The sequence below is a fragment of the Streptomyces lincolnensis genome (genome assembly GCF_021173675.1).
Lineage (GTDB): Bacteria > Actinomycetota > Actinomycetes > Streptomycetales > Streptomycetaceae > Streptomyces > Streptomyces lincolnensis_B.
In genome coordinates this window covers 94,302-114,999 of the sequence record NZ_JAIHON010000012.1, presented here as the reverse complement: position 1 = coordinate 114,999, position 20,698 = coordinate 94,302, and the positions used below count along the sequence as shown (strand labels likewise).

Sequence of the window (20,698 nt, the reverse complement as noted above, 5' to 3'; positions counted from 1 at the left end):
CCGGGGCGGCCGGTCAGCTCAGGTCGCCCACGGGCTCCGTCGCCGTGCCGTCCTGGGAGTGCCGGCCGACGGGCCGCTCCGCGACGCGGCGCAGCTCCCGTTCGCCGAGACGGCGGACCAGGAGCAGCAGGGGCTGGGTGAACAGGGTCGTGGCCAGCGCCATGAAGACCAGGATCGTGTAGAGCGGCTCGCTCAACAGGCCCGCCTGCAGGCCCGCGTTGAGGGCGATCAGCTCGGTCAGACCGCGGGTGCTCATCAGGACGCCCACGGTCCGCGCGTCCTGGCGGTCCAGCCCGGTCAGCCGGGCCGCCAGCGTGCCGCTGCCGATCTTCGTGACGACGGCCAGTGCCGTCACCACCAGCAGGACCGTCCAGCCGGTCGCGTCCATGCCGGCGAGCGCGACGGACTGCCCCGAGACGACGAAGAAGAACGGCAGCAGCAGCGAACCGACGTCGTGCAGCGGCCGCAGCAGATCCGGATCGAGCGTGCCGCCCTCCTCCCGGGGCACCACGGCGCCCGCGAGCAGCGCGCCGAAGATGACGTGCAGTCCGATGGCCTGGGTGACCCAGGCCGAGCCCAGCGCGAAGCCGATGAGCAGCGCCAACCGCAGCGAGGGTTCCATGCGGGTGCCCCACAGGAGCCGGCGCAGCAGGGGGCGGGCCACGAGGGCCATCAGTGCGACGAAACCGACGGCGAACAGCACCCGCAACGGCCACCCGATCGCGTGATCACCGCTCCCGCCGTCCATCAGGGCGCCGGCCAGCACCGTCCAGCCGACCACGTCGAGCAGCCCGGCGGCGGACACCGCCACGATCCCGGGCACGGTGGAGGCCAGGCCGTTCTCCCGCACTATGGCCGTCAGCACCGGCACCGCCGTGATCGACAGGGCCACCCCGGCGAACACCACCATCGCGGGGGAGAGGTCCCGGGGCATCCCCAACGCGCGCAACTGGTCCCGGAACAGCAGCGCGCTCGCGCTGCCCACGGCCATCGGCACCACGAACGCCGCGAGCGCCACGGTCACCGCCGAACGCGCCCGGGCGCCGAGGACCTTCAGATCCAGTTCGTACCCGATGGCGAACAGGAAGACGACCAGGGCGAACTGGGCGAACCCGGTCAGCGCCGGTCCGATCTCCGCCGGGAACAACGTCCGGTACGCGTCCGGCGCGAGCGTGCCGAGCAGGGAGGGGCCGAGCGCTATGCCCGCGGTCAACTGGCCCACGATGTACGGCTGCTTCAGCATCCTGGCCAGCCAGCCCGCCGTGTGCGCGGCCACCAGGATCAGGGCCGAGGCTCCCACGACGTGCATGACCATCGCGTCAGGGCTCACGGGTCCCCCTGGTGTCCGGTTGTCGAGGCCGCGGTTCCGGCCGAGGGAGGGTCTTCGCATGTGTGCTCGACCCCAACCTCCTTATGGTACTGGTAACTTGACGCAGGAACGGAAGTCGTACACACCACTTCACCGGTGTCACGGGGAGCACATGACGGCGGTCGTCTTCATCCATGGGACAGGGGTACGCGAACCAGGCTTCTCGAAGCTTGCGGGGCGCGTCGCGGCCGGGCTGACCGCGCTGCGCGACGGACTTCGCATCGTGCCGTACTACTGGGGAGGCACGCACGGCGCCACGCTCTCCGCAGGTGGGGCGAGTCTTCCGCCCTCACCGGGTGCCACCGCGCGCGGTCTGTCGGAGGCACCGACCGCCCCTTACGCCCCCTGCGCCCCCGACGACACCACCGCCGCCTGGGCGGCCCTCTACGCCGATCCGTACGCCGAACTCGCCCTCGCCGCGGCCACCGCGGAACCCGTCGTCGAACGTCCGCCCGGATCCGTCCCGCCCCACCAGGAACTCCGGGCACGGCTGACCGCACTGGCCGCCGAAGGAGACGCCCCCGCCGCCGAGTTGGGTCCCGGCCTGGCGCGGGCCGCGACGGACCTGGCGGGCCACCCCCTGCTCGCGCCGGCCGCCGAGTCCCTCGACGCCGGCGACCTCGCGGTGATCGCCGCCCGCAGCCTGAGCGCACGGATCGTCGCCGACGCCCTGGACGCCGACGCCCCGCTCGTGCCGACCGGCGACACCCGCGACACCGTCACCGACCGACTCGCCGAAGCCCTCGGCGCGCCGCCCCGGGGCACCGAACGGGGACTGCGCTCCCTGCTGCTGCGGGCCGCGAACTCCGCCGCGTCCCACGCCGTCGTACGCCGTCGGCGCGTCCTCACCGAGGCGGCGCACCCCGCCGCCGGGGACATCCTGCGCTATCTCGCCCGCGGCGAGCAGGTCCGCGCCGACCTGCGCACCCTCGTCGCCGGACTGGAGCCACCGGTCGCGCTCGTCTGCCACAGCCTCGGGGGCATCATCGCCCTGGACACGCTCGTCGCGGCCCCGCTGCCCCAGGTCCGGCTGCTGGTGACGGCGGGTTCCCAGGGCCCCTTCCTCTACGAGTCCGGCTCCCTGCCTTCCCTCGAACCCCCGGCCCCGCTGCCGGCGCACGTCCCCGCCTGGCTCAACCTCTACGACCCCCGCGACCTGCTCTCCTACCTGGGCGCGGGCCTCTTCCCGGACCGCGTCACCGACGTGGCCGTCGACAGCCGCCAGCCGTTCCCCGCCGCCCACAGCGCCTACTGGACCAACCCGGCGGTGTACCGGCACATCGTGGACCGCCTGCCGTGACGGGCACGCGAGGGGATCCGGCCCGGGTGCACGCCCTGATCGTGGGCATCGAGCGGTACGGCGCCGGCGCCGCCTGGGACCTGCCCGGACCGGCCCGGGACGCCGTCCGCCTCCACCGGCTGCTGAGCGCGGCCGGGGTCCCGCGGTCCCAGCTCCGGCTGCACCTGGCGCCGTTGCCGCCGTACGTCCCCGACGTCCCGTACCAGGCCGCCGACCAGGCCACCCTGCGCCGGGTACTCGTCCGCGAGCTGCCCTCGGTGCCCGGGGGCGACGTGCTGTGGGTGTGGTGGGGCGGGCACGGGGTGCTCGACCGGGCCGGGGCGCTCCGGCTGTTCTGCGCCGACGCCACCACCGCCGACAAGCTCGGCATCGACCTGGACTCGGCGCTGGAGCGCTACGCCTCGGACGCCGTGCCCGGCTTCGCCGACCAGCTGTGGGTCGTCGACGCCTGCGAGACCTTCGAGGAGGACCTCGCCTTCCGGGAGCACCTGCCGGCCGACGCGCTGCCCGTGGGGCGGCGCAATCTCGTGCACCGGCAGACCCTGCTGCGCGCCGCGGGCCGCGGCCGGGTCGCCGTCAACGACCCCGTGCGCGGCACCGGACTCTTCTCCGACGTCCTGCTCGACCTCCTGGCCGACCGCACCGCCGTCCTGCCCGCGCCGCCGGATCCGGAGGAACTGTTTCCGGCCGTACGAACGCGTATCGCGGCCCTCAGGGAAGCGGGACGAACCCTTCAGTATCCCGAGATACGCCTCCAGAGCCCCGACCGCACCGAGGATCTCCCCATGCCCGCGCCGACCCCGGAACGGCGTCCGGTCTCCCCGCTCCAGCGGGCCGTGCGGGCGCTGCTCGCCTACCCGTTGATGGACGACCCCACCGAACGGCAGACCGTGGTCTCCGCACTGGACTCCGCCGTCACGTCGACCCTGCCCCGTCACACCAAGGCCCGCACGGATGTCGTCGGCATCCTCAACTCGCTCGGCAGGCACCATCCGGAGGCGCTCGGGGACCTGTTCGACGCCGTGGTCTCCGTCGACGACCACCCCGGACGCAGGGACGAACTGGATGCCGCGCTGCGCGAATTCGCGGCCGCGGCGCGGCGACCGAGCGATCGGAAATGATCGAGTGGCGTGATCGTACGGTTTTCGACCCGCTCAGGAATGGCCATGATGGAAAGGGACACGGGGCATCGCGTGCCACCGTGCGAGAAGGGGGAGCATCTTGGACCGGCCGCCCGCTCTGCACCACGCCGAAGCCACCGCCCGTGAGCCGGCCGCCGATGCGGCGGTGCACGTCTGGGAGTCGGATCTGGCGGACGTCGCCGCGTTGCCCCTGACCGCCGTGGACGGTCTGGCCCCGCTCCGCCCCGCCACCCGCCTGCTGGCGGAGGTCCTGCGCGCCCGCGGCAGCATCAGGGGCGGCGGCGAGGGAGGCGGTGGCGGCGCCCGCGCCGAATAACCGCCGCCCACCCGACGGCCCGGCCCCGGCAGGTTCCCTCGTGCCCCGCCGGGGTCCCCGCATGTCCGCATCCGCGACCGGAGGTCCCGCCGATGACCAGCGAGCAGCGTCACGCCCCGTTCCGTATGCCGGACCGGCTCTTCGCGGACGTGGCCGCCGGGGGTGGCTCCGCCGAGACCGTCGCCTTCTTCGAACGGGCCGAACGGGCGCGCCGGTTGCTGCTCCTGCGCACCCTGCTGGACGGCCTGGGCCCGCTGTCCACCCCGCTCACTCCCGCCGCCGAGGCATGGACCGTCCTGAAGGAGGCGGCGGCACGGGCACCCGAACCGGTCGACCGGCTGCTGCTCGCCCCGGCGACCGGCGGCTGGATCGCCCACCTGCTGCGCCGCCTCCACGGCACCGCGACGGGGCCCGAGCTGTGGTCCGAGGCGGGGCACCTCTGCTCGCTTGCGGTCTCGGCGTCCCTGCTGGCCGGGACGGAGACGGACCTCCGGGTGCCGCTCGCGGACGGCGGCCTGTATCTGCCCGGTCTGGGGCTGGCCCGGTTGCCGGGTGCCGACACGGGGGTGCGGGTCGGGCGGGCTCGGACCGAGGGGGGAGTGCTGCGCCTCGCCGGCCCGGGGCGGGGCGGGGGCGAGGCGCGGCTGACGGTCCGTCCGGCCACGGAGGCGCTGCCAAGCGGCACTTCGGCGGAAACGATTCGCCCGAGCGTGGCGTCGGACCCCCCGCCCACCGAACCGACCTGGCTCCCCCTGCGCACGCTCACCCATCGCACCCCCAGCGGCCCGGTCGCCATCCCCCTCGACGACCTCGACCCCTACCGCGACCTCGACGACCCCCTGCCCCCCGCCCGGCTGGAGCACGCGGAGGCGGAGGCGTGGCAGCGGCTCTTCGAGGAGGCCGTCGGCGTGCTCTCCGTGCCGGGCGGCACGGGTCCCGGGCGGCTGGACCCGGCCGCGATCCGCTCCGTGGTGCCCTGGGGCCGTACCGCCGTCCTGCCTCCGGCCCCGCCGACCGTCGGCGTCTCCGCCTCCAGCGGCGACTCCTTCGGCGCGATGGTCATAGCCCGCCCCTCCTCGCCCCTGGCCCTCGCCGAGACCCTCGTCCACGAGTTCCAGCACAGCAAGCTCGCCGCGCTCCTCCACCTCTTCCCGCTCCTCGACGACGACCGCGAGGAGCGCTACTACGCCCCCTGGCGCCCCGACCCCCGCCACCTCACCGGCCTCCTGCACGGCGCGTACGCCTTCACGGGCGTCGCGGGATTCTGGCGGGACCGGCTGGCGGTGGCGACGAAGGGACACGAGAGGCCGGAGGGACCGGAGAGGGCCGATGGGCCGGAGGGGTCAGAGGGGCTGGAGGGCCCGGAGGCCGCCGGCTATCACTTCGCGTTGCGCCGCACGCAGGCCCGCCTCGTCGTCCGGACGCTGCTGATCGAGGGGCGGCTCACCCCCCAGGGCCGTGCCCTCGTCTCGGGGCTCGCGCGGACCCTGGACGGCTGGTTGCGTGAACCCGTCCCGCCGGCCGCGCTCGCCCGTGCCCGTACGGCCGCCGCCCTGCACCGCACCGAGTGGCGGCTGCGCAACGTGGCGCCGGACCCCGATCCCGCGCACCCGGCGCCCACCGCCCGCCTCCGCCCCGACCGCACCGCCTGGCCGGACCTGCGCACGCACGCCTTCGCCACCCGCCCCACGGCCCCGCGCACCGGCGACGAGCACCTGGCCGCCGGGCACCCGGCCGCCGCCCTCGCGCGGTACGCCGACGAGCTGGCCGCCGACCCGGCCGAGCCGCACGCGCTGGCGGGCTGGATCGTGGCCCGCGCGCTGCTCGACCCGGGCCGTGCCGCCCGCCGCATGCTGGCCCGCCCGGAACTGCTCCAGCCCCTGCCGAGCGGATGACCGGGCCCCTGCCCGGCGGATGACCTGCCCGGCGGTGTCACCACGATGAGCACAAGACGGTGCCGAAACGGCCGACCGGCGGGTGAACCCGCTCCCCGGTGGTCAGGATGGAGACATGGGATTCCATGTCGACTCCGAGGCCGGGCGGCTCAGCCGCGTCATCCTGCACCGGCCGGATCTAGAGCTCAAAAGGCTCACCCCCAGCAACAAGGACGCCCTGCTCTTCGACGACGTGCTGTGGGTGCGCCGGGCACGCGCCGAGCACGACGGGTTCGCCGACGTGCTGCGCGACCGCGGGGTCGCCGTGCACCTCTTCGGCGACCTGCTCACCGAGGCCCTGGCGATCCCGGCGGCCCGTGCCCTCGTCCTGGACCGGGTCTTCGACGCGAAGGAGTACGGCGTCCTGGCCACCGACCACCTCCGGGCGGCCTTCGACCCGCTCCCCGCCGCGGAACTGGCCGAACTCCTCGTCGGCGGCATGACCAAGCGGGAGTTCCTGGAGGCGCACGCCGAGCCGACCTCCGTGCGCTTCCACGTCATGGAGCTCGACGACTTCCTCCTCGCCCCTCTGCCCAACCACCTCTTCACCCGCGACACCTCGGCCTGGATCTACGACGGAGTCTCCGTCAACGCCATGCGCTGGCCCGCCCGGCAGCGCGAGACCGTCCACTTCGAGGCGATCTACCGGCACCACCCCCTCTTCCGTGACGAAACGTTCCACGTCTGGTCGGAGGGACAGGCCGACTACCCCTCCACCATCGAGGGCGGTGACGTCCTCGTGATCGGCAACGGCGCCGTCCTCATCGGCATGAGCGAGAGAACGACCCCCCAGGCCGTCGAGATGCTCGCGCACAAGTTGTTCGAGGCGGGCTCGGCGCGCTCGATCGTGGCCCTCGACATGCCCAAGCGGCGTGCCTTCATGCACCTCGACACCGTGATGACGATGGTCGACGGCGACACCTTCACCCAGTACGCGGGCCTCGGCATGCTCCGCTCGTACACCATCGAGCCGGGCGTCGGCGAGGAGCTGAAGGTCACCGACCACCCCCCGGAGCACATGCACCGCGCGATCGCCGCCGCCCTCGGGCTGAGCGAGATCCGGGTCCTGACCGCGACCCAGGACGTGCACGCGGCCGAGCGCGAGCAGTGGGACGACGGCTGCAACGTCCTGGCCGTCGAGCCGGGCGTCGTCGTCGCCTACGAGCGCAACGCCACCACCAACACCCACCTGCGCAAGCAGGGCATCGAGGTGATCGAGATCCCGGGCAGCGAGCTGGGGCGGGGGCGGGGCGGCCCGCGGTGCATGAGCTGCCCGGTCGAGCGGGCGGCCGTATAGAAATGCTGCTCATCGTATAGACTTCCAGAGTCCTGTTCCCGCACCTCTGGAGCGCCCCCATGGCGACCGTCCCGACCGCCCTCGCCGGGCGCCACTTCCTCAAGGAGCTCGACTTCACCGCGCAGGAGTTCCTCGGCCTGGTCGAGCTGGCCGCCGAGCTCAAGGCTGCCAAGAAGGCGGGGACCGAGACACGTCACCTGCGCGGGAAGAACATCGCGCTGATCTTCGAGAAGTCGTCCACGCGCACCCGCTGCTCCTTCGAGGTCGCCGCGGCCGACCAGGGTGCCTCGACGACGTACATCGACCCCTCCGGCTCGCACATCGGCAAGAAGGAGTCCACGAAGGACACCGCGCGCGTCCTGGGGCGGCTCTACGACGCGATCGAGTTCCGCGGTGACGCGCAGGACACGGTCGAGACGCTCGCCGCGTTCGCTGGCGTCCCCGTCTACAACGGCCTCACCGACGACTGGCACCCCACCCAGATGCTCGCCGACGTCCTCACCATGACCGAGCACAGCGACAAGCCGGTCCAGGAGATCGTCCTCGCCTACCTCGGCGACGCCCGCTTCAACATGGGCAACTCCTACCTGATCACCGGCGCCCTGCTCGGCATGGACGTCCGGATCGTCGCCCCGAAGTCCTACTGGCCCGCCCAGGAGGTCGTGGACCGGGCCCGCGAGCTCGCCGGGGTCAGCGGTGCCCGTGTCACGCTCACCGAGTCCGTGGCGGAGGGTGTCGTCGGCGCCGACTTCGTGGCCACCGACGTCTGGGTCTCCATGGGCGAGCCCAAGGAGGTCTGGGACGAGCGGATCGCCGCGCTGGCGCCGTACGCCGTGACGATGGACGTCCTGCGCGCCACCGGCAACGCGGACGTGAGGTTCCTGCACTGCCTGCCGGCCTTCCACGACCTCGGCACGAAGGTGGGGCAGGAGATATACGAGTCCCACGGTCTGGAGTCCCTGGAGGTGACCGACGAGGTGTTCGAGTCGGCGCACTCCGTCGTCTTCGACGAGGCGGAGAACCGGATGCACACGATCAAGGCGATCCTGGTGGCGACACTGGCGTGACCGGCGCCGCGCGGCTCACACCGGACGGCGCTGCTGCGGAACCGTCGGCAGCCGGAACCACACCGCTTTCCCGCTCTCCGTCGGCCGGTGGCCGCAGGACGAACTGAGCGCGCGGATCAGCAGCAGCCCGCGCCCGTGCTCCTGCCAGGGATCCGGGTCCTCGCACTCCGGCAGGGTCAGATGCCCCGGCGGGGCCGGGTCCGGGTCGTGCACCTCGACCTGGCAGCCGGTGGGCAGCAGCTCCACGACGAGCTCTATCGGCGCGTCGCCCGCGGTGTGCTCCACCGCGTTCGCGACCAGCTCCGCGGTCAGCAGCTCCGCGGTGTCGCTGTCGGCCCCGTGCTCCAGCTCGGCCAGCGCGGTGCGCACCAGGGCGCGGGCCACGGGCACGGCCGCGGCGGAGTGCGGCAGCGCGATGCGCCATGAGGCGGAGGCGGAGGGGCGTTCGTACAAGGCGGGTCCGTTCATGAGCAGGCTGTCCTGCTTTCAACCTTATGAATGGTACGGCGCCGCCCGGCAGAGGCGTCCGACGGGCACCGCGCGGGACCTTCGGCCCCGTTGCAGGGCGGCTTACCCGTGACAACGCCCCGCCGCGCACGGCTGCTCCCGCCGTTACACGGGTGTGGACGACCCGTGACGGCTGTGACGGGTCCCGGTCACCGCGGCGACACCGGCACAGGCGAGAGTGGCGGGTGGTGTATCGCGCACTCGTGACGACAGTCACAGATGAGTGATAACTTCGAAGACGCAGCGTTCCACGAGCCCGTGCCCGCCCAGGCCCCACCCGGACGAGGAGGCCGCACCTCGTGAGTCCCTTCATCGGCTCCACCGCCCGCACACCCCGCTGGGAGCACCTCCGCGTCGACGAGACCGACGGGGTCGCCACCGTCACCCTCGCCCGCCCGGACAAACTCAACGCACTCACCTTCGGCGCCTACGCCGACCTGCGCGACCTGCTCGCCGAGCTGTCCCGGGAGCGGTCGGTGCGCGCCCTGGTGCTGGCGGGGGAGGGGCGCGGCTTCTGTTCCGGCGGAGACGTCGACGAGATCATCGGCGCCACCCTGGGCATGGACACCGCCCAGCTCCTCGACTTCAACCGGATGACCGGCCAGGTCGTGCGGGCCGTCCGGGAGTGCCCCTTCCCGGTGATCGCGGCCGTCCACGGCGTGGCGGCGGGTGCGGGGGCCGTACTGGCGCTCGCGTCCGACTTCCGCGTCGCCGACCCCTCCGCCCGCTTCGCCTTCCTCTTCACCCGCGTCGGCCTCTCCGGCGGCGACATGGGCGCGGCCTACCTGCTGCCCCGCGTCGTCGGCCTCGGCCACGCCACCCGCCTCCTCATGCTGGGCGACCCCGTCCGCGCCCCCGAGGCCGAGCGCATCGGCCTGATCAGCGAACTCACCGACGAGGGCCGAGCCGACGAGGCCGCCCAGACCCTGGCCCGCCGCCTGGCCGAGGGCCCGGCCCTGGCGTACGCCCAGACGAAGGCGCTGCTGACGGCGGAGCTGGACATGCCACTGGCGGCCTCCGTAGAACTGGACGCCTCCACCCAGGCCCTGCTGATGAACGGCGAGGACTACACCGAGTTCCACGCGGCGTTCACGGAGAAGAGGCCGCCCAAGTGGAAGGGGCGGTGAGTGTCCCGACCTAAAGGGGCGCGGGGAACTGCGCGACAAGCCCCCACAAACCAGCAGACGCCTGACGACACAAGCCACCCCCCACGCATCGCAATCATCGGCGGAGGCCCCGGCGGCCTCTACGCCGCAGCCCTGCTGAAACGTCTCCGCCCCGACAGAGAAGTCACCGTCTACGAACGCAACGCCCCCGACGACACCTTCGGCTTCGGCGTAGTCCTCTCCGACGAAACCCTCGGCGGCATAGAACACGCCGACCCCACGGTCTACACAGCCCTCCAGCAGCACTTCACCCGCTGGGACGACATCGACATCGTCCACCGCACCACCCGCCAAACCGCCGGAGGCCACGGCTTCGCGGCCCTGGGCAGGAAACGCCTCCTGGAGATCCTCCACACCCGCTGCCGCGAGCTCGGCGTGGACCTCCGCTTCCGCACACCGGCGCCACCCCCGGCCACGCTCTCCGAGACCCGCGACCTCGTCGTCGCCGCCGACGGAGTCAACAGCACCACCCGCGAGGCCTACGCGCATGTGTTCCGCCCCCATGTGGCCACCCACCACTGCCGCTACATCTGGCTCGCCGCCGACTTCCCCTTCGACGCCTTCCGCTTCGAGATCGCCGAGACCGAGCACGGCGTGATGCAGCTGCACGGCTACCCGTACGCGCCCGACGCCTCCACAGTGATCGTCGAGATGCGCGAGGAGGTCTGGCACGCGGCCGGGTTCGACGAGATCGGCACCGAGGAGTCGATCGACCGCTGCGCCAAGATCTTCGCGGACGCGCTCCGCGGCCGGCCGCTGCGCTCCAACAACTCCGCCTGGACCACCTTCCGTACGGTGGTCAACGAGCGCTGGTCCCACGGCAACCTCGTGCTCCTCGGCGACGCCGCCCACACCGCCCACTTCTCCATCGGCTCCGGCACCAAGCTGGCCGTCGAGGACGCCCTCGCGCTCGCCGCCTGCCTGGAGGAACAGCCGTCCCTGGAGCGGGCGTTGGCGGCCTACGAGGAGGAGCGCAAACCGGTGGTCGCCTCCACCCAGCGCGCGGCCCGCGCCAGCCTGGAGTGGTTCGAGGACCTCGCCCGCCATCTCGACCAGCCGCCCCGCCGGTTCGCCTTCAACCTCCTCACCCGCAGCCGCCGGGTCACCCACGACAACCTGCGGCTGCGGGACGCCCGCTTCACCGAGTCCGTGGAGCGCGAGTTCGGCTGCCCGCCCGGCACGCCGCCGATGTTCACGCCGTTCCGGCTGCGCGGTCTGACCCTGCGCAACCGGGTCGTCGTCTCGCCCATGGACATGTACTCGGCCACCGACGGCCTCCCCGGGGACTTCCACCTCGTCCACCTGGGAGCGCGGGCGCTCGGCGGCGCCGGCCTGGTGATGACCGAGATGGTGTGCGTGAGCGCCGAGGGGCGGATCACCCCCGGCTGCACCGGCCTCTACACCGGCCGGCAGGCCGATGCCTGGAAGCGGATCACCGACTTCGTGCACGCCCAGGCGCCGGGCACCGCGATCGGCGTGCAGCTCGGGCACAGCGGACGCAAGGGCTCGACCAGGCTGATGTGGGAGGGCATCGACGAACCCCTCCCGGACGGCAACTGGCCGCTGGTGGCCGCCTCCCCGCTCCCGTACAAGCCGAACAGCCAGATCCCGCGCGAACTCACCCGCACCCAACTCGCCGATCTGCGCGCCCAGTTCACCTCCGCCGCCGAACGTGCCGCCCGGGCCGGCTTCGACCTGCTCGAACTGCACTGCGCCCACGGCTATCTGCTCTCCGGCTTCCTCTCCCCGCTGACCAACCGCCGCACCGACGCCTACGGCGGCCCGCTCGCGAACCGGCTGCGGTTCCCACTGGAGGTCTTCGACGCGGTACGCGCGGTGTGGCCCGAGGACAGGCCGATGACCGTGCGGATCTCCGCCACCGACTGGGCCGAGGGCGGCACCACGGGCGAGGACGCCGTGGAGATCGCCCGTGCCTTCGCCGCGCACGGCGCCGACGCGATCGACGTGTCGACCGGGCAGGTCGTCGCCGAGGAGCGGCCGGAGTACGGGCGGTCGTACCAGACGCCGTACGCCGACCGGATCCGCCACGAGGCGGGCGTCCCGGTCGTCGCCGTCGGCGCGATCTCCTCCTGGGACGACGTCAACTCGCTCATCCTGGCGGGCCGTACGGACCTGTGCGCGCTGGCCCGCCCGCACCTCTACGACCCGCACTGGACCCTGCACGCGGCGGCCGAGCAGGGCTACGACGGTCCCGGCGTCGTCTGGCCCGCGCCCTACCGCGCGGGCAGCCGCCGCCCGCAGACCGGCCGCACCGACGCCCCCAAGCCCCGGCTCACCCTGGGGAGCTGAGGCTCCGGACCGTTCTGTCAGACGCCCGCGAAGGCCGCCCCAGCGTCCCGCAGCCGTGCGTGCAGGCCCCGGAACACCGCCGCCGAACGGACGCCCGGCCAGTCCCCGGGGAGCAGCCGGGCCGGCAGTCCGGGATCGGCGTAGGGCAGATGGCGCCAGGAGTCCAGGGCGAGGAGGTAGTCGCGGTAGGCCTCCTCGGGCGGGGTGTCGGTGCGCTCCTCCCAGGCGCGCAGGACGCGCTCGTGGCGGTCGAGGAACGCCTCGTGCTCCTTGGCGATCGCGGCCAGGTTCCACCAGCGGGCGACCGCCTCGGCGGTGGGCGCGTAGCCGAGGTGCTCGCCGCGGAAGAAGTCGACGTACGGATCGAGGCGCAGCCGCTTCAGGGTGTGCCGGGCCTCCTCGTGCAGCCGGGCCGGGGCGAGCCAGACCCCGGGGGCGGCGGTGCCGAAGCCGAGACCGGCCAGGCGGGAGCGCAGGACATGACGTTTCTGCCGCTCCGACTCGGGCACGGAGAACACGGCCAGCACCCAGCCCTCGTCCTCCTCGGGCGGGGTGCCGTAGATGCGCCGGTCGCCGTCGTCGAGCAACTGGCGGGCGTCCGGGGAGAGTTCGTAGCCGGCCGCGCCCTGCGCCGTACGGGCCGGCAGGAGCAGCCCGCGCCGTTTGAGACGGGACACCGAGGAGCGTACGGAGGGGGCGTCCACGCCGACGGCGGCCAGCAGACGGATCAGCTCCGCGACGGGCACCGGGCCCGGCATGAAGCGGCCGTAGGCGCCGTAGAGCGTGACGATGAGAGACCGTGGTGCATGCTGGTCGGACACGTTGATCATCTTAGGTCGTCGGCATCACTGCTGGTCACCATTGGTGTCACGCAGTCTGAACCGCTGGAGCTTGCCGGTGGCCGTGCGGGGCAGGGCGTCCAGGAGGACGATCTCGCGCGGGCATTTGTAGGGCGCCAGTTCGGACTTGACGAAGGCGCGCAGCGCCTCGGTGTCCCGTTCGGCGCCCTCCTTGAGCACGGCGTAGGCCACCACGACCTGCCCGCGCGCCTCGTCGGGGTGCCCCACGACGGCCGCCTCCAGGACGTCCGGATGGCGCAGCAGCGCGTCCTCGACCTCCGGACCGGCGATGTTGTACCCGGCGGAGATGATCATGTCGTCCGCGCGGGCGAGATAGCGGAAGTAGCCGTCGGGCTCGCGCACATAGGTGTCGCCGGTGATGTTCCAGCCGTCGCGCACGTACTCGCGCTGCCTGGGGTCGGCCAGGTACCGGCAGCCGACCGGGCCGCGCACGGCCAGCAGCCCGGGTTCGCCGTCGGGGACCGGCCGGCCGTCGCCGTCCTGCACGCGCGCGTGCCACCCCGGTACGGCGACCCCCGTCGTCCCGGGCCGGATGTCCTCGTCGGCCGCCGAGATGAAGATGTGCAGCAGCTCGGTGGCCCCGATGCCGTTGATCAGACGCAGCCCGGTCCGCTCGTGCCACGCCCGCCAGGTGGCGGCGGGCAGGTTCTCGCCGGCGGAGACGCAGCGGCGCAGCGAGGAGACGTCGTGGGCGTCGAGTTCGCCGAGCATCGCCCGGTACGCGGTCGGCGCGGTGAACAGCACCGACACCCGGTGCTCGGCGATCGCGGGCAACAGCTGTCCCGGACCGGCCTGTTCGAGCAGGACGGCGCTCGCGCCCGCCCGCAGCGGGAAGATCACCAGACCGCCGAGCCCGAAGGTGAAGCCCAGTGGGGGACTGCCGGCGAAGACGTCGTCGGAGTGTGGCCGCAGCACATGGCGCGCGAAGGTGTCGGCGATCGCCAGCACGTCCCGGTGGAAGTGCATGCACCCCTTGGGGCGCCCGGTGGTGCCGGAGGTGAAGGCGATCAGCGCCACGTCGTCGTCGGCGGTGTCCACGGCCGGGTACGGGGTGTCGGGCGCCGGGCGGTTCAGCAGGTCGTCGGGGGCGTCACCGCCGTACGTGGTGATCCGCAGCCCGGGTATCTCGGCCTTGGCTAGGTCGTCGACGGCCCGGATGTCGCACAGGGCGTGCTCCACGCGCGCGATCTCGCAGATCGTGGCCAGCTCGTGCGGCCGCTGCTGGGCCAGCACGGTGACGGCGACCGCGCCCGCCTTCAGCACCGCCAGCCAGCAGGCGGCCAGCCAGGGCGTGGTCGGGCCGCGCAGCAGGACCCGGGCGCCGGGGACCACCCCGAGGTCGCCGGTGAGGAGGTGCGCGACGCGGTCGACGCGGGCGCGGAGCTCGGCGTACGTCCAGACGGGGCCGGTGGCCGTGCGGAACGCCGGGCGGTCTCCGGGCTGCCCGTGCAGCAGCTCGGCGGCACAGTTCAGCCGATCGGGGTACCGCAGCTCGGGCAGGTCGAACAGGAGCTCGGGCCACTGGTCGGGCGGCGGAAGGTGGTCGCGCGCGAAGGTGTCGACGTGGGCCGAGACGTTCATGGCGGTTCGCCCCCTTGCCTTGTGGGCTGCCGTGTGGGCGTCGATGGTGGGCTCGCACGAGGAGCGTATCGTGTTGGTGACGACAGTCAACGGTGCGCGATACCGTCGTGGGGTCCAGAGGAGAGAGGGGACCGGCAATGCCCGCATTCTCGCTCGAACCCGCCCAGACCGCCTGGTGTGCGGAGCTGCGCACCCTTGCCGCCGACCGGCTGCGCCCGCTCGCGGAGAAGGGCGAGCCCGGGCGGGTGAACCGCCCCCTGGTCGCCGAGCTCGGCCGGCTCGGGCTGCTGTCCCGCCTGTTCACCTCCGGCGCCCTCGACCTGTGCCTCATGCGCGAGTCCCTCGCCCACGCATGCACCGAGGCCGAGACCGCCCTCGCCCTCCAGGGCCTCGGCGCCCACCCGGTCCACGCCCACGGCACCCCGGCCCAGCGCGACCACTGGCTCCCCCGGGTGGCCGACGGCACCGCGATCGCCGCGTTCGCACTGAGCGAGCCGGGGGCGGGGTCGGACGCGGGGGCGCTGGATCTGCGGGCGGAGGAGGCGACGGGCGAGGGCCCCGCGCGCTGGCACCTCACCGGGGAGAAGTGCTGGATCTCCAACGCCCCCGAGGCCGACTTCTACACGGTGTTCGCCCGCACCACCCCCGGTGCCGGAGCCCGTGGCGTCACCGCGTTCCTCGTCCCGGCCGACCGTCCCGGTCTCACCGGCGCACCCCTCGACATGCTCTCGCCGCACCCCATCGGCCGCCTCGACTTCGACGGCGTGCCGGTGACCGCCGACGACGTGCTCGGCGAGGTCGACCGCGGCTTCCGGGTCGCCATGGGCACCCTCAACCTGTTCCGCCCCAGCGTCGGCGCCTTCGCCGTCGGCATGGCCCAGGCCGCCCTGGACGCCACCGTGCGGCACACCTCCCGACGGGACGCCTTCGGCGGCAAGTTGATGGACCTCCAGGCCGTCTCCCACCGCGTGGCCGAGATGGCCCTGCGCACCGAAGCGGCCCGCCTCATGGTCCACGCGGCGGCGACGGCGTACGACGAAGGGGCTCCGGACGTCCCCAAACGCGCCGCGATGGCGAAACTGCTCGCCACCGAGACCGCCCAGTACGTCGTCGACACGGCCGTCCAACTTCACGGCGCCCGCGCCCTGCGCCGCGGCCACCTTCTCGAACACCTCTACCGCGAGGTCCGCGCCCCGCGCATCTACGAGGGCGCCAGCGAGGTCCAACTCGGCATCATCGCGAAGGAGTTGTACAAGGACACCGATAAGGACCCGTACAACGACATCGACACGGAGGGGGAGTCCCTGTGACCGCCGAGCGCATCAACCCACCAGAGCTGTCCCCGCCCGCCGGCTTCTCCCACGCGGTCGTCGCCACCGGCGGCCGGCTGGTCTTCCTGGCGGGCCAGACCGCCCTCGACACCGACGGCAAGGTGGTCGGCGACACCCTCTCCGAGCAGTTCGCGACCGCCCTCGGCAATCTCCTGACCGCCCTGCGCGCGTCCGGCGGCACCCCGGCGGACCTCGCCCGCGTCACCGTCTACGCCACGGACGTCGCCGACTACCGCACCCACGCCGCCGAACTCGGCCGTGTATGGCGGAGGTTGGCCGGACGCGACTACCCGGCGATGGCGGTCGTGGAGGTCGTACGCCTCTGGGACGACCGGGCGCTGGTGGAACTCGACGGCTTCGCGGTGCTGCCGTAGCCGAGCGGCTAGGCCGCCATCGCGAGCCGTGTGGCGGGTGCCCGGTGCGGCGGGACGACCCGGCCGTCGGGGAGCAGCTCACCGGTGTCGTCGAAGACGATCGCGCCGTCGCAGAGCAGGTTCCAGCCCTGCTCCGGGTGGGCGGCCACGATGTGCGCGGCCCGGGTGTCGTCGGCGGTTGCGGGGCACGAGGGCTGGTGGGAACACATGGCGCACCTCCACGGCGGCAGGACCTCGGCGGGACCCTCGGCCGGGTCTCCGTGTCCTATGGGTAGACCATGCTCCCGACGAGAACTCATCGGAACAGCGGGCCGTGAAGCGTGACAACACCCGGACAACACGCGGACGGTTCCACGACGGTCGGGGCGGACTCGCCACCGATGGGGTGATGTCACGCTCCTGGACGCCGGTGCCCGGTACCAGTGGAGACCCCCACTTCAGGAGGTCCTCGCATGTCCATGCGCCCCGCCCTCGGTGCCGCCGCCGGCGCCGCCCTGTTCCTGCTCGCCGCGCCCGCGACCGCCGACCCGTACGAGACGGTCACCGTGCACCCCGTCGGCCGTATCGCCGACGACGGCACCGTCACCCTCTCCGGCACCTACCGCTGCACCGGCGGCACGGGCCCGGTCTTCGTCAGCTCCTCCGTCGGCCAGGACTCCCCGTCCGTACGCCACGGCATCGGCGGTACCCGCGCCCTGTGCGACGGCCTGGAGCACCCCTGGGAGAACACCGGCAAGCCCTCACCCGGCGCCCTGAAGCCCGGCCAGGCACGCGTCGAGGCCACCCTCATGGAACTCAGCCCCGACGCCGGCATCCCCCTGCCCCGCTTCCACGCGGTCCAGCGACAGGACATCACGCTGACGGAGGACTGAACACGGTCCCACGGATGCCGCCGGGCCCGGAGCTCGGCGGCATCCGGCGTTCCAGGACACTGGACCGGCCGATGAACCGGGAGGTGCCGGAATGCGGCGGTGGGCCGGGGCGTGGAGGTCGCCGGGGTGGCCGTCCTGGTGGCGTGCGGTACGGCCGAGGTGACCGCGGGGGCGAAGGCGGCGGACGTGGCGGGTGTGGCGCGGGGCGCTCGCACGCTGTGTGTGGACGTGCTGCCGTACGCGACGCAGGGGTGACGCCGGAAGCCGGGGCCACCCCTGTCGCGCGCCCGTCAGCCGAGGTCGCGCACCTTGATGGTGCGGATGCCGCGGCCGTGGGTGGCCGCGTACAGCGTGCTGCCGTCGGGGCCCAGCTTCAGCTGGAGCACGGCGACCGCCGGGAGGGTGCCGACGCGCTGCCAGGTCGTACGGCCCGGGGCCCGGTAGACGACACCGAGGTCGGTGCCCACGGCGAGGCCGCCGTTCGGCGTGACGACCGCGGAGTCGGTCGGCACGTCGGGAAGGTTCTTCGAGATGTCCTTCCAGGTGGTGCCGCCGTCCCTGGACTCGAAGACGTGGCCCACGCCCGCCCCCGGCCCCTCGGTCCACTGCCGGGAGAAGCCGTTGACCGTGAGGTAGACGTGGTCGGCGTTCTTCGGGTCGACGGCGAAGCCGCTGAGGTAGCGGTTGGGTACGGTGCCGTCCGCGCCCGTGGCAGGCAGGGTGATGTCGTGCCAGCCGGTGCCGTCCGCGTTGCCGACGGCGATGCCGCGGGCGAAGCCCTGGTTGTTGCAGGGGCCGCACCAGGCCGCGTACACCTTGCCGCCCGAGGCCGCGACGGCGGTGGCGGTGCGGCCGGAACCGAGGTCGTACACGCTCTTCCACTCCGAACCGCTGCGGATGGCGTAGCCGTGGGTCTGCACCCAGATGTGCCGGCCGCCCGCGATCCAGGTCGAGGAGTTCTTCGCGTCGGCCGCGAGCGGGGCGATGAAGCGGGCCTCGCCGGTCGCGTTGTCGGCCGGGGCGACACCGTACGACGTGGCCTTGCTCGAGTCGTCGACCCAACTGCCGTCGTTCACCGCGCAGTTCTGGGTCACCTGGATGGAGAGGTAGACGTACTCCTCGGCGATGGCGCACCCGTTGGCAGGGTCGGTGAGCGTGTCGCCGCCGTCCCCGCCGAAGTTGGAGCCCATCACCTTGTCGTTGCTGCGCAGGAGGGACTGGCCGTTGTCCTGGAGGCCGCCGGTGACCGAGACGCCGCCGTGGTCCAGGTCCTTGCCGATGCCGACCGAGTAGTACTGGAGGGTGTCGATGGTGCCGTCGTTCAGCGAGGTCCAGTCGGTGGCGTGCCCGGAGGCGTCCTGGGAGCCGTCGACCGGGCGCTTGTAGACGCCGCCGTCATTGCCGACGTAGACGAAGCTCTTGCCGTGGTAGGTGCCGATCGCCACGCCGTGCTGGTCGGAGTGGGTGGTCGGGTGGCAGTCACCGGTCTGCTTGGCCGGGTCGATGCTCCAGCAGGGGAAGGTGAAGTTCCAGTACGGGCCCACGGTCGACCAGGTGCTGCCGCCGTCCTTGGTCTCGTAGACCTCCTCCAGACCCGCGTACACGTGCTCCGCGTTCGCCGGGTCGACCGTCAGGAACTGGTTGTACCAGGCCTGCACGCCCGGCATGTAGCCGCTGGTGGTCAGCGCGGAGCCGTCGGCGGCCAGGCCCTTGTAGTCGGCGATCTTCGTCCAAGGGCCGGTGGGGGAACCGGACTTGGAGACGTAGATGCCCTCCAGCCCGCTGTCCGGGTTGGTGTTCAGCTGCTCCGGTGACTGGTCGACGGCGTAGTAGCGGGAGCCGTCGGCGGAGCGGGCGAAGGTGACGTTGCCGACGTCGTCCGCGTCGGCGGGCAGGTCGCCCAGACCGCTGCTGATCCGTGTCCAGGTGCCGTCCGCGGCCTTGGTGTAGAAGCCGTTGTAGTCGTCACCGCTGCGCCAGCCGACCGCCAGGACGACCTTGCTGGGGTCCTTCGGGTCGATCGCGATGTCGTTGGCGATGTTCTTGTACGGGGCGTCGGGGTCGTCGGCCCTCGAACGGCCCGGCAGATAGTCGGGGTTGGGCGCGAACTCCTGCTTCCAGGGGCCCTTCAGCGTCTTCGTGGAGTGGCTCCACACGCCCGTGCTGGTCGCCGCCCACACGGTGCCGCCGCCGAAGCGCAGCTGGTGGATGGTGGTGGACTCCAGCTGGTCGCCGCCGACCCGGCTGCGCGTGGAGAAGGTGCCGTGGTGCGGGTGGGACAGGACGTAGACGCCGCTGCCGAGGTAGGCGTCCGCGTTGGTCGTCGCCTCGCCGGTGCCCAGCCACAGCCGGCCGCTCCCGTCGAGCGCGAGCGCGCCGGTGGACTGCGCCGGCAGCCGGTCGCTGATCGGCTGCCAGTGCCCGCCGCCGGACCGGGACCGCCACACGCCGCCGCCCGCGCTGCCCGCGTACACGTACCCGTCGTCGTCGGCGGCGATCGCCGCCATCCGGCCGGTGACGTTGCCCGAACCACCGCTGGAGTTGGAGTCGATGTCGCGGTAGCGCGGGTCGTCGGAGTTGTACGGCAGGTCGGTGATGTCGCGCCAACTCCCGCCCGTGCTCGGCAGGTTGGTGAGACCGGTCCAGGCCGCGCCGTACGCGCCCGGCGCGACGACGCCGGGCGAGGTGCGCGCCTCGGCGTACTGGTCCGCACCCTCGGCTATCTCGTCGGCCTCGTTGCCGTCGTCGCCCTCACCGTCGCCGTCCTCGCCCTTCAGCCTGGGGCTCATGGCGCCCACCGTGTCCGCCCGTTGGGCGGCGAGCCGGTCGAGCGTGCGGGCGCCGAAGGGGCTGTTGTTCTGGCCGGACGCGGCGCTTGCGGGCAGCGCGACGAGTGCGGCGGATGCGGTGATGGCACAGATCGTGAGCCATCGTCTCTTACGGGTCGGTGTTGACACAGGGTCCTCCCAAACGGGCATACGTACAGCCGTCGTGGGGACTTGATCACGGGCGGGAGGGAAGGTCCGGAACTTGGAGAGCCTTTGACCAGAACCTGTCGCTTCGTGTACAGGACGTCGCTCCGGCAAAAGAAAAGCGACGGGCGAGTCACCGCGCGAGGCCGGTCGAAGCCGCAGCCGCCTGCCGCCTGCCGCCTGCCGCCTGCCGCCTGCCGCCTGCCGCCTGCCGCCTGCCGGCTCTGCTGTGCCTCGGCCGTATGGCCGAGACGGTGAGGGGCGGGGCCTGCCGGTACGAGGCGCGTCCCGGCGGTGCGG

At 72.9% G+C, this 20,698-nt stretch carries 18 protein-coding genes; 12 read left to right on the top strand and 6 right to left on the bottom strand.

All coding sequences use genetic code 11. The features are described 5' to 3' along the window. Positions 1-13 precede the first annotated feature (13 nt). A complete protein-coding gene (locus K4B79_RS33085) occupies positions 14-1,330 on the bottom strand; it encodes a cation:proton antiporter (protein ID WP_232031001.1) in 1,317 nt (438 codons plus the stop codon). 151 nt (positions 1,331-1,481) lie between these two features. On the opposite strand from K4B79_RS33085, the gene K4B79_RS33080 reads away from it, so the two are divergent. The 6 genes from K4B79_RS33080 to argF all read left to right on the top strand — a co-directional run bounded on the left by K4B79_RS33080 (position 1,482) and on the right by argF (position 8,425). Further along, positions 1,482-2,669 carry a hypothetical protein gene (locus K4B79_RS33080; protein ID WP_232031000.1) on the top strand — a complete coding sequence of 396 codons (1,188 nt, stop codon included), beginning with the start codon at positions 1,482-1,484 and terminating at the stop codon, positions 2,667-2,669. Next, positions 2,666-3,790 (top strand): effector-associated domain 2-containing protein, encoded by a 1,125-nt coding sequence (locus K4B79_RS33075; RefSeq protein WP_232030999.1) that lies wholly within the window; start codon positions 2,666-2,668, stop codon positions 3,788-3,790. Before K4B79_RS33080 ends, K4B79_RS33075 begins: the two co-directional genes overlap by 4 nt. Before the next feature lie 100 nt (positions 3,791-3,890). After that, positions 3,891-4,127 carry a hypothetical protein gene (locus K4B79_RS33070; RefSeq protein WP_232030998.1) on the top strand — a complete coding sequence of 79 codons (237 nt, stop codon included), beginning with the start codon at positions 3,891-3,893 and terminating at the stop codon, positions 4,125-4,127. 92 nt (positions 4,128-4,219) lie between these two features. After that, positions 4,220-6,022, top strand: coding sequence for an HEXXH motif domain-containing protein (locus K4B79_RS47975; protein WP_269464230.1), 1,803 nt, complete (start codon positions 4,220-4,222; stop codon positions 6,020-6,022). A 115-nt stretch (positions 6,023-6,137) separates the two neighbouring features. After that, positions 6,138-7,358 carry an arginine deiminase gene (locus tag K4B79_RS33055; RefSeq protein WP_232030997.1) on the top strand — a complete coding sequence of 407 codons (1,221 nt, stop codon included), beginning with the start codon at positions 6,138-6,140 and terminating at the stop codon, positions 7,356-7,358. Positions 7,359-7,417: 59 nt separating this feature from the next. Continuing rightward, a complete protein-coding gene (gene argF / locus K4B79_RS33050; protein ID WP_232030996.1) occupies positions 7,418-8,425 on the top strand; it encodes an ornithine carbamoyltransferase in 1,008 nt (335 codons plus the stop codon). Between the two features lie 15 nt (positions 8,426-8,440). Here the strand turns inward: argF and K4B79_RS33045 are convergent, their stop codons facing one another. Then, positions 8,441-8,893, bottom strand: coding sequence for an ATP-binding protein (locus tag K4B79_RS33045; protein ID WP_232030995.1), 453 nt, complete (start codon positions 8,891-8,893; stop codon positions 8,441-8,443). Positions 8,894-9,231: 338 nt separating this feature from the next. Here K4B79_RS33045 and K4B79_RS33040 point away from each other — a divergent pair, with 338 nt between their 5' ends. Continuing rightward, entirely contained in the window at positions 9,232-10,059 is an 828-nt protein-coding gene (locus K4B79_RS33040) for an enoyl-CoA hydratase family protein (protein WP_232030994.1), read from the top strand. After that, positions 10,060-12,408 carry a bifunctional salicylyl-CoA 5-hydroxylase/oxidoreductase gene (locus tag K4B79_RS33035; protein WP_232030993.1) on the top strand — a complete coding sequence of 783 codons (2,349 nt, stop codon included), beginning with the start codon at positions 10,060-10,062 and terminating at the stop codon, positions 12,406-12,408. A gap of 17 nt (positions 12,409-12,425) precedes the next feature. Here the strand turns inward: K4B79_RS33035 and K4B79_RS33030 are convergent, their stop codons facing one another. Then, on the bottom strand, positions 12,426-13,238 hold the full coding sequence (locus tag K4B79_RS33030; RefSeq protein ID WP_232030992.1) for a PaaX family transcriptional regulator: 813 nt from the start codon (positions 13,236-13,238) through the stop codon (positions 12,426-12,428). Positions 13,239-13,253: 15 nt separating this feature from the next. Further along, on the bottom strand, positions 13,254-14,849 hold the full coding sequence (locus K4B79_RS33025) for an AMP-binding protein (RefSeq protein WP_232030991.1): 1,596 nt from the start codon (positions 14,847-14,849) through the stop codon (positions 13,254-13,256). A 137-nt stretch (positions 14,850-14,986) separates the two neighbouring features. Between K4B79_RS33025 and K4B79_RS33020 the strand changes: the two genes are divergently transcribed. Together K4B79_RS33020 and K4B79_RS33015 are read left to right on the top strand one after the other, a co-directional pair. Further along, positions 14,987-16,159 (top strand): acyl-CoA dehydrogenase family protein, encoded by a 1,173-nt coding sequence (locus tag K4B79_RS33020; RefSeq protein ID WP_232030990.1) that lies wholly within the window; start codon positions 14,987-14,989, stop codon positions 16,157-16,159. Then, entirely contained in the window at positions 16,156-16,554 is a 399-nt protein-coding gene (locus K4B79_RS33015) for a RidA family protein (protein WP_232030989.1), read from the top strand. The genes K4B79_RS33020 and K4B79_RS33015 overlap by 4 nt, the downstream gene beginning before the upstream one ends. An 8-nt stretch (positions 16,555-16,562) precedes the next feature. On the opposite strand, the gene K4B79_RS33010 is transcribed toward K4B79_RS33015, so the two are convergent. Beyond that, positions 16,563-16,763, bottom strand: a complete 201-nt coding sequence (locus K4B79_RS33010) for a DUF5999 family protein (RefSeq protein WP_232030988.1) — start codon at positions 16,761-16,763, stop codon at positions 16,563-16,565. Between the two features lie 243 nt (positions 16,764-17,006). Between K4B79_RS33010 and K4B79_RS33005 the strand changes: the two genes are divergently transcribed. Both K4B79_RS33005 and K4B79_RS33000 read left to right on the top strand, forming a co-directional pair. Continuing rightward, positions 17,007-17,426 (top strand): DUF6299 family protein, encoded by a 420-nt coding sequence (locus K4B79_RS33005; RefSeq protein WP_232030987.1) that lies wholly within the window; start codon positions 17,007-17,009, stop codon positions 17,424-17,426. 99 nt (positions 17,427-17,525) lie between these two features. Then, positions 17,526-17,681: a hypothetical protein gene (locus K4B79_RS33000; protein ID WP_232030986.1), complete on the top strand. Its 156-nt coding sequence runs from the start codon at positions 17,526-17,528 to the stop codon at positions 17,679-17,681. A gap of 35 nt (positions 17,682-17,716) precedes the next feature. On the opposite strand, the gene K4B79_RS32995 is transcribed toward K4B79_RS33000, so the two are convergent. Next, positions 17,717-20,383 carry a WD40/YVTN/BNR-like repeat-containing protein gene (locus K4B79_RS32995; RefSeq protein ID WP_232030985.1) on the bottom strand — a complete coding sequence of 889 codons (2,667 nt, stop codon included), beginning with the start codon at positions 20,381-20,383 and terminating at the stop codon, positions 17,717-17,719. Positions 20,384-20,698 lie beyond the last annotated feature (315 nt).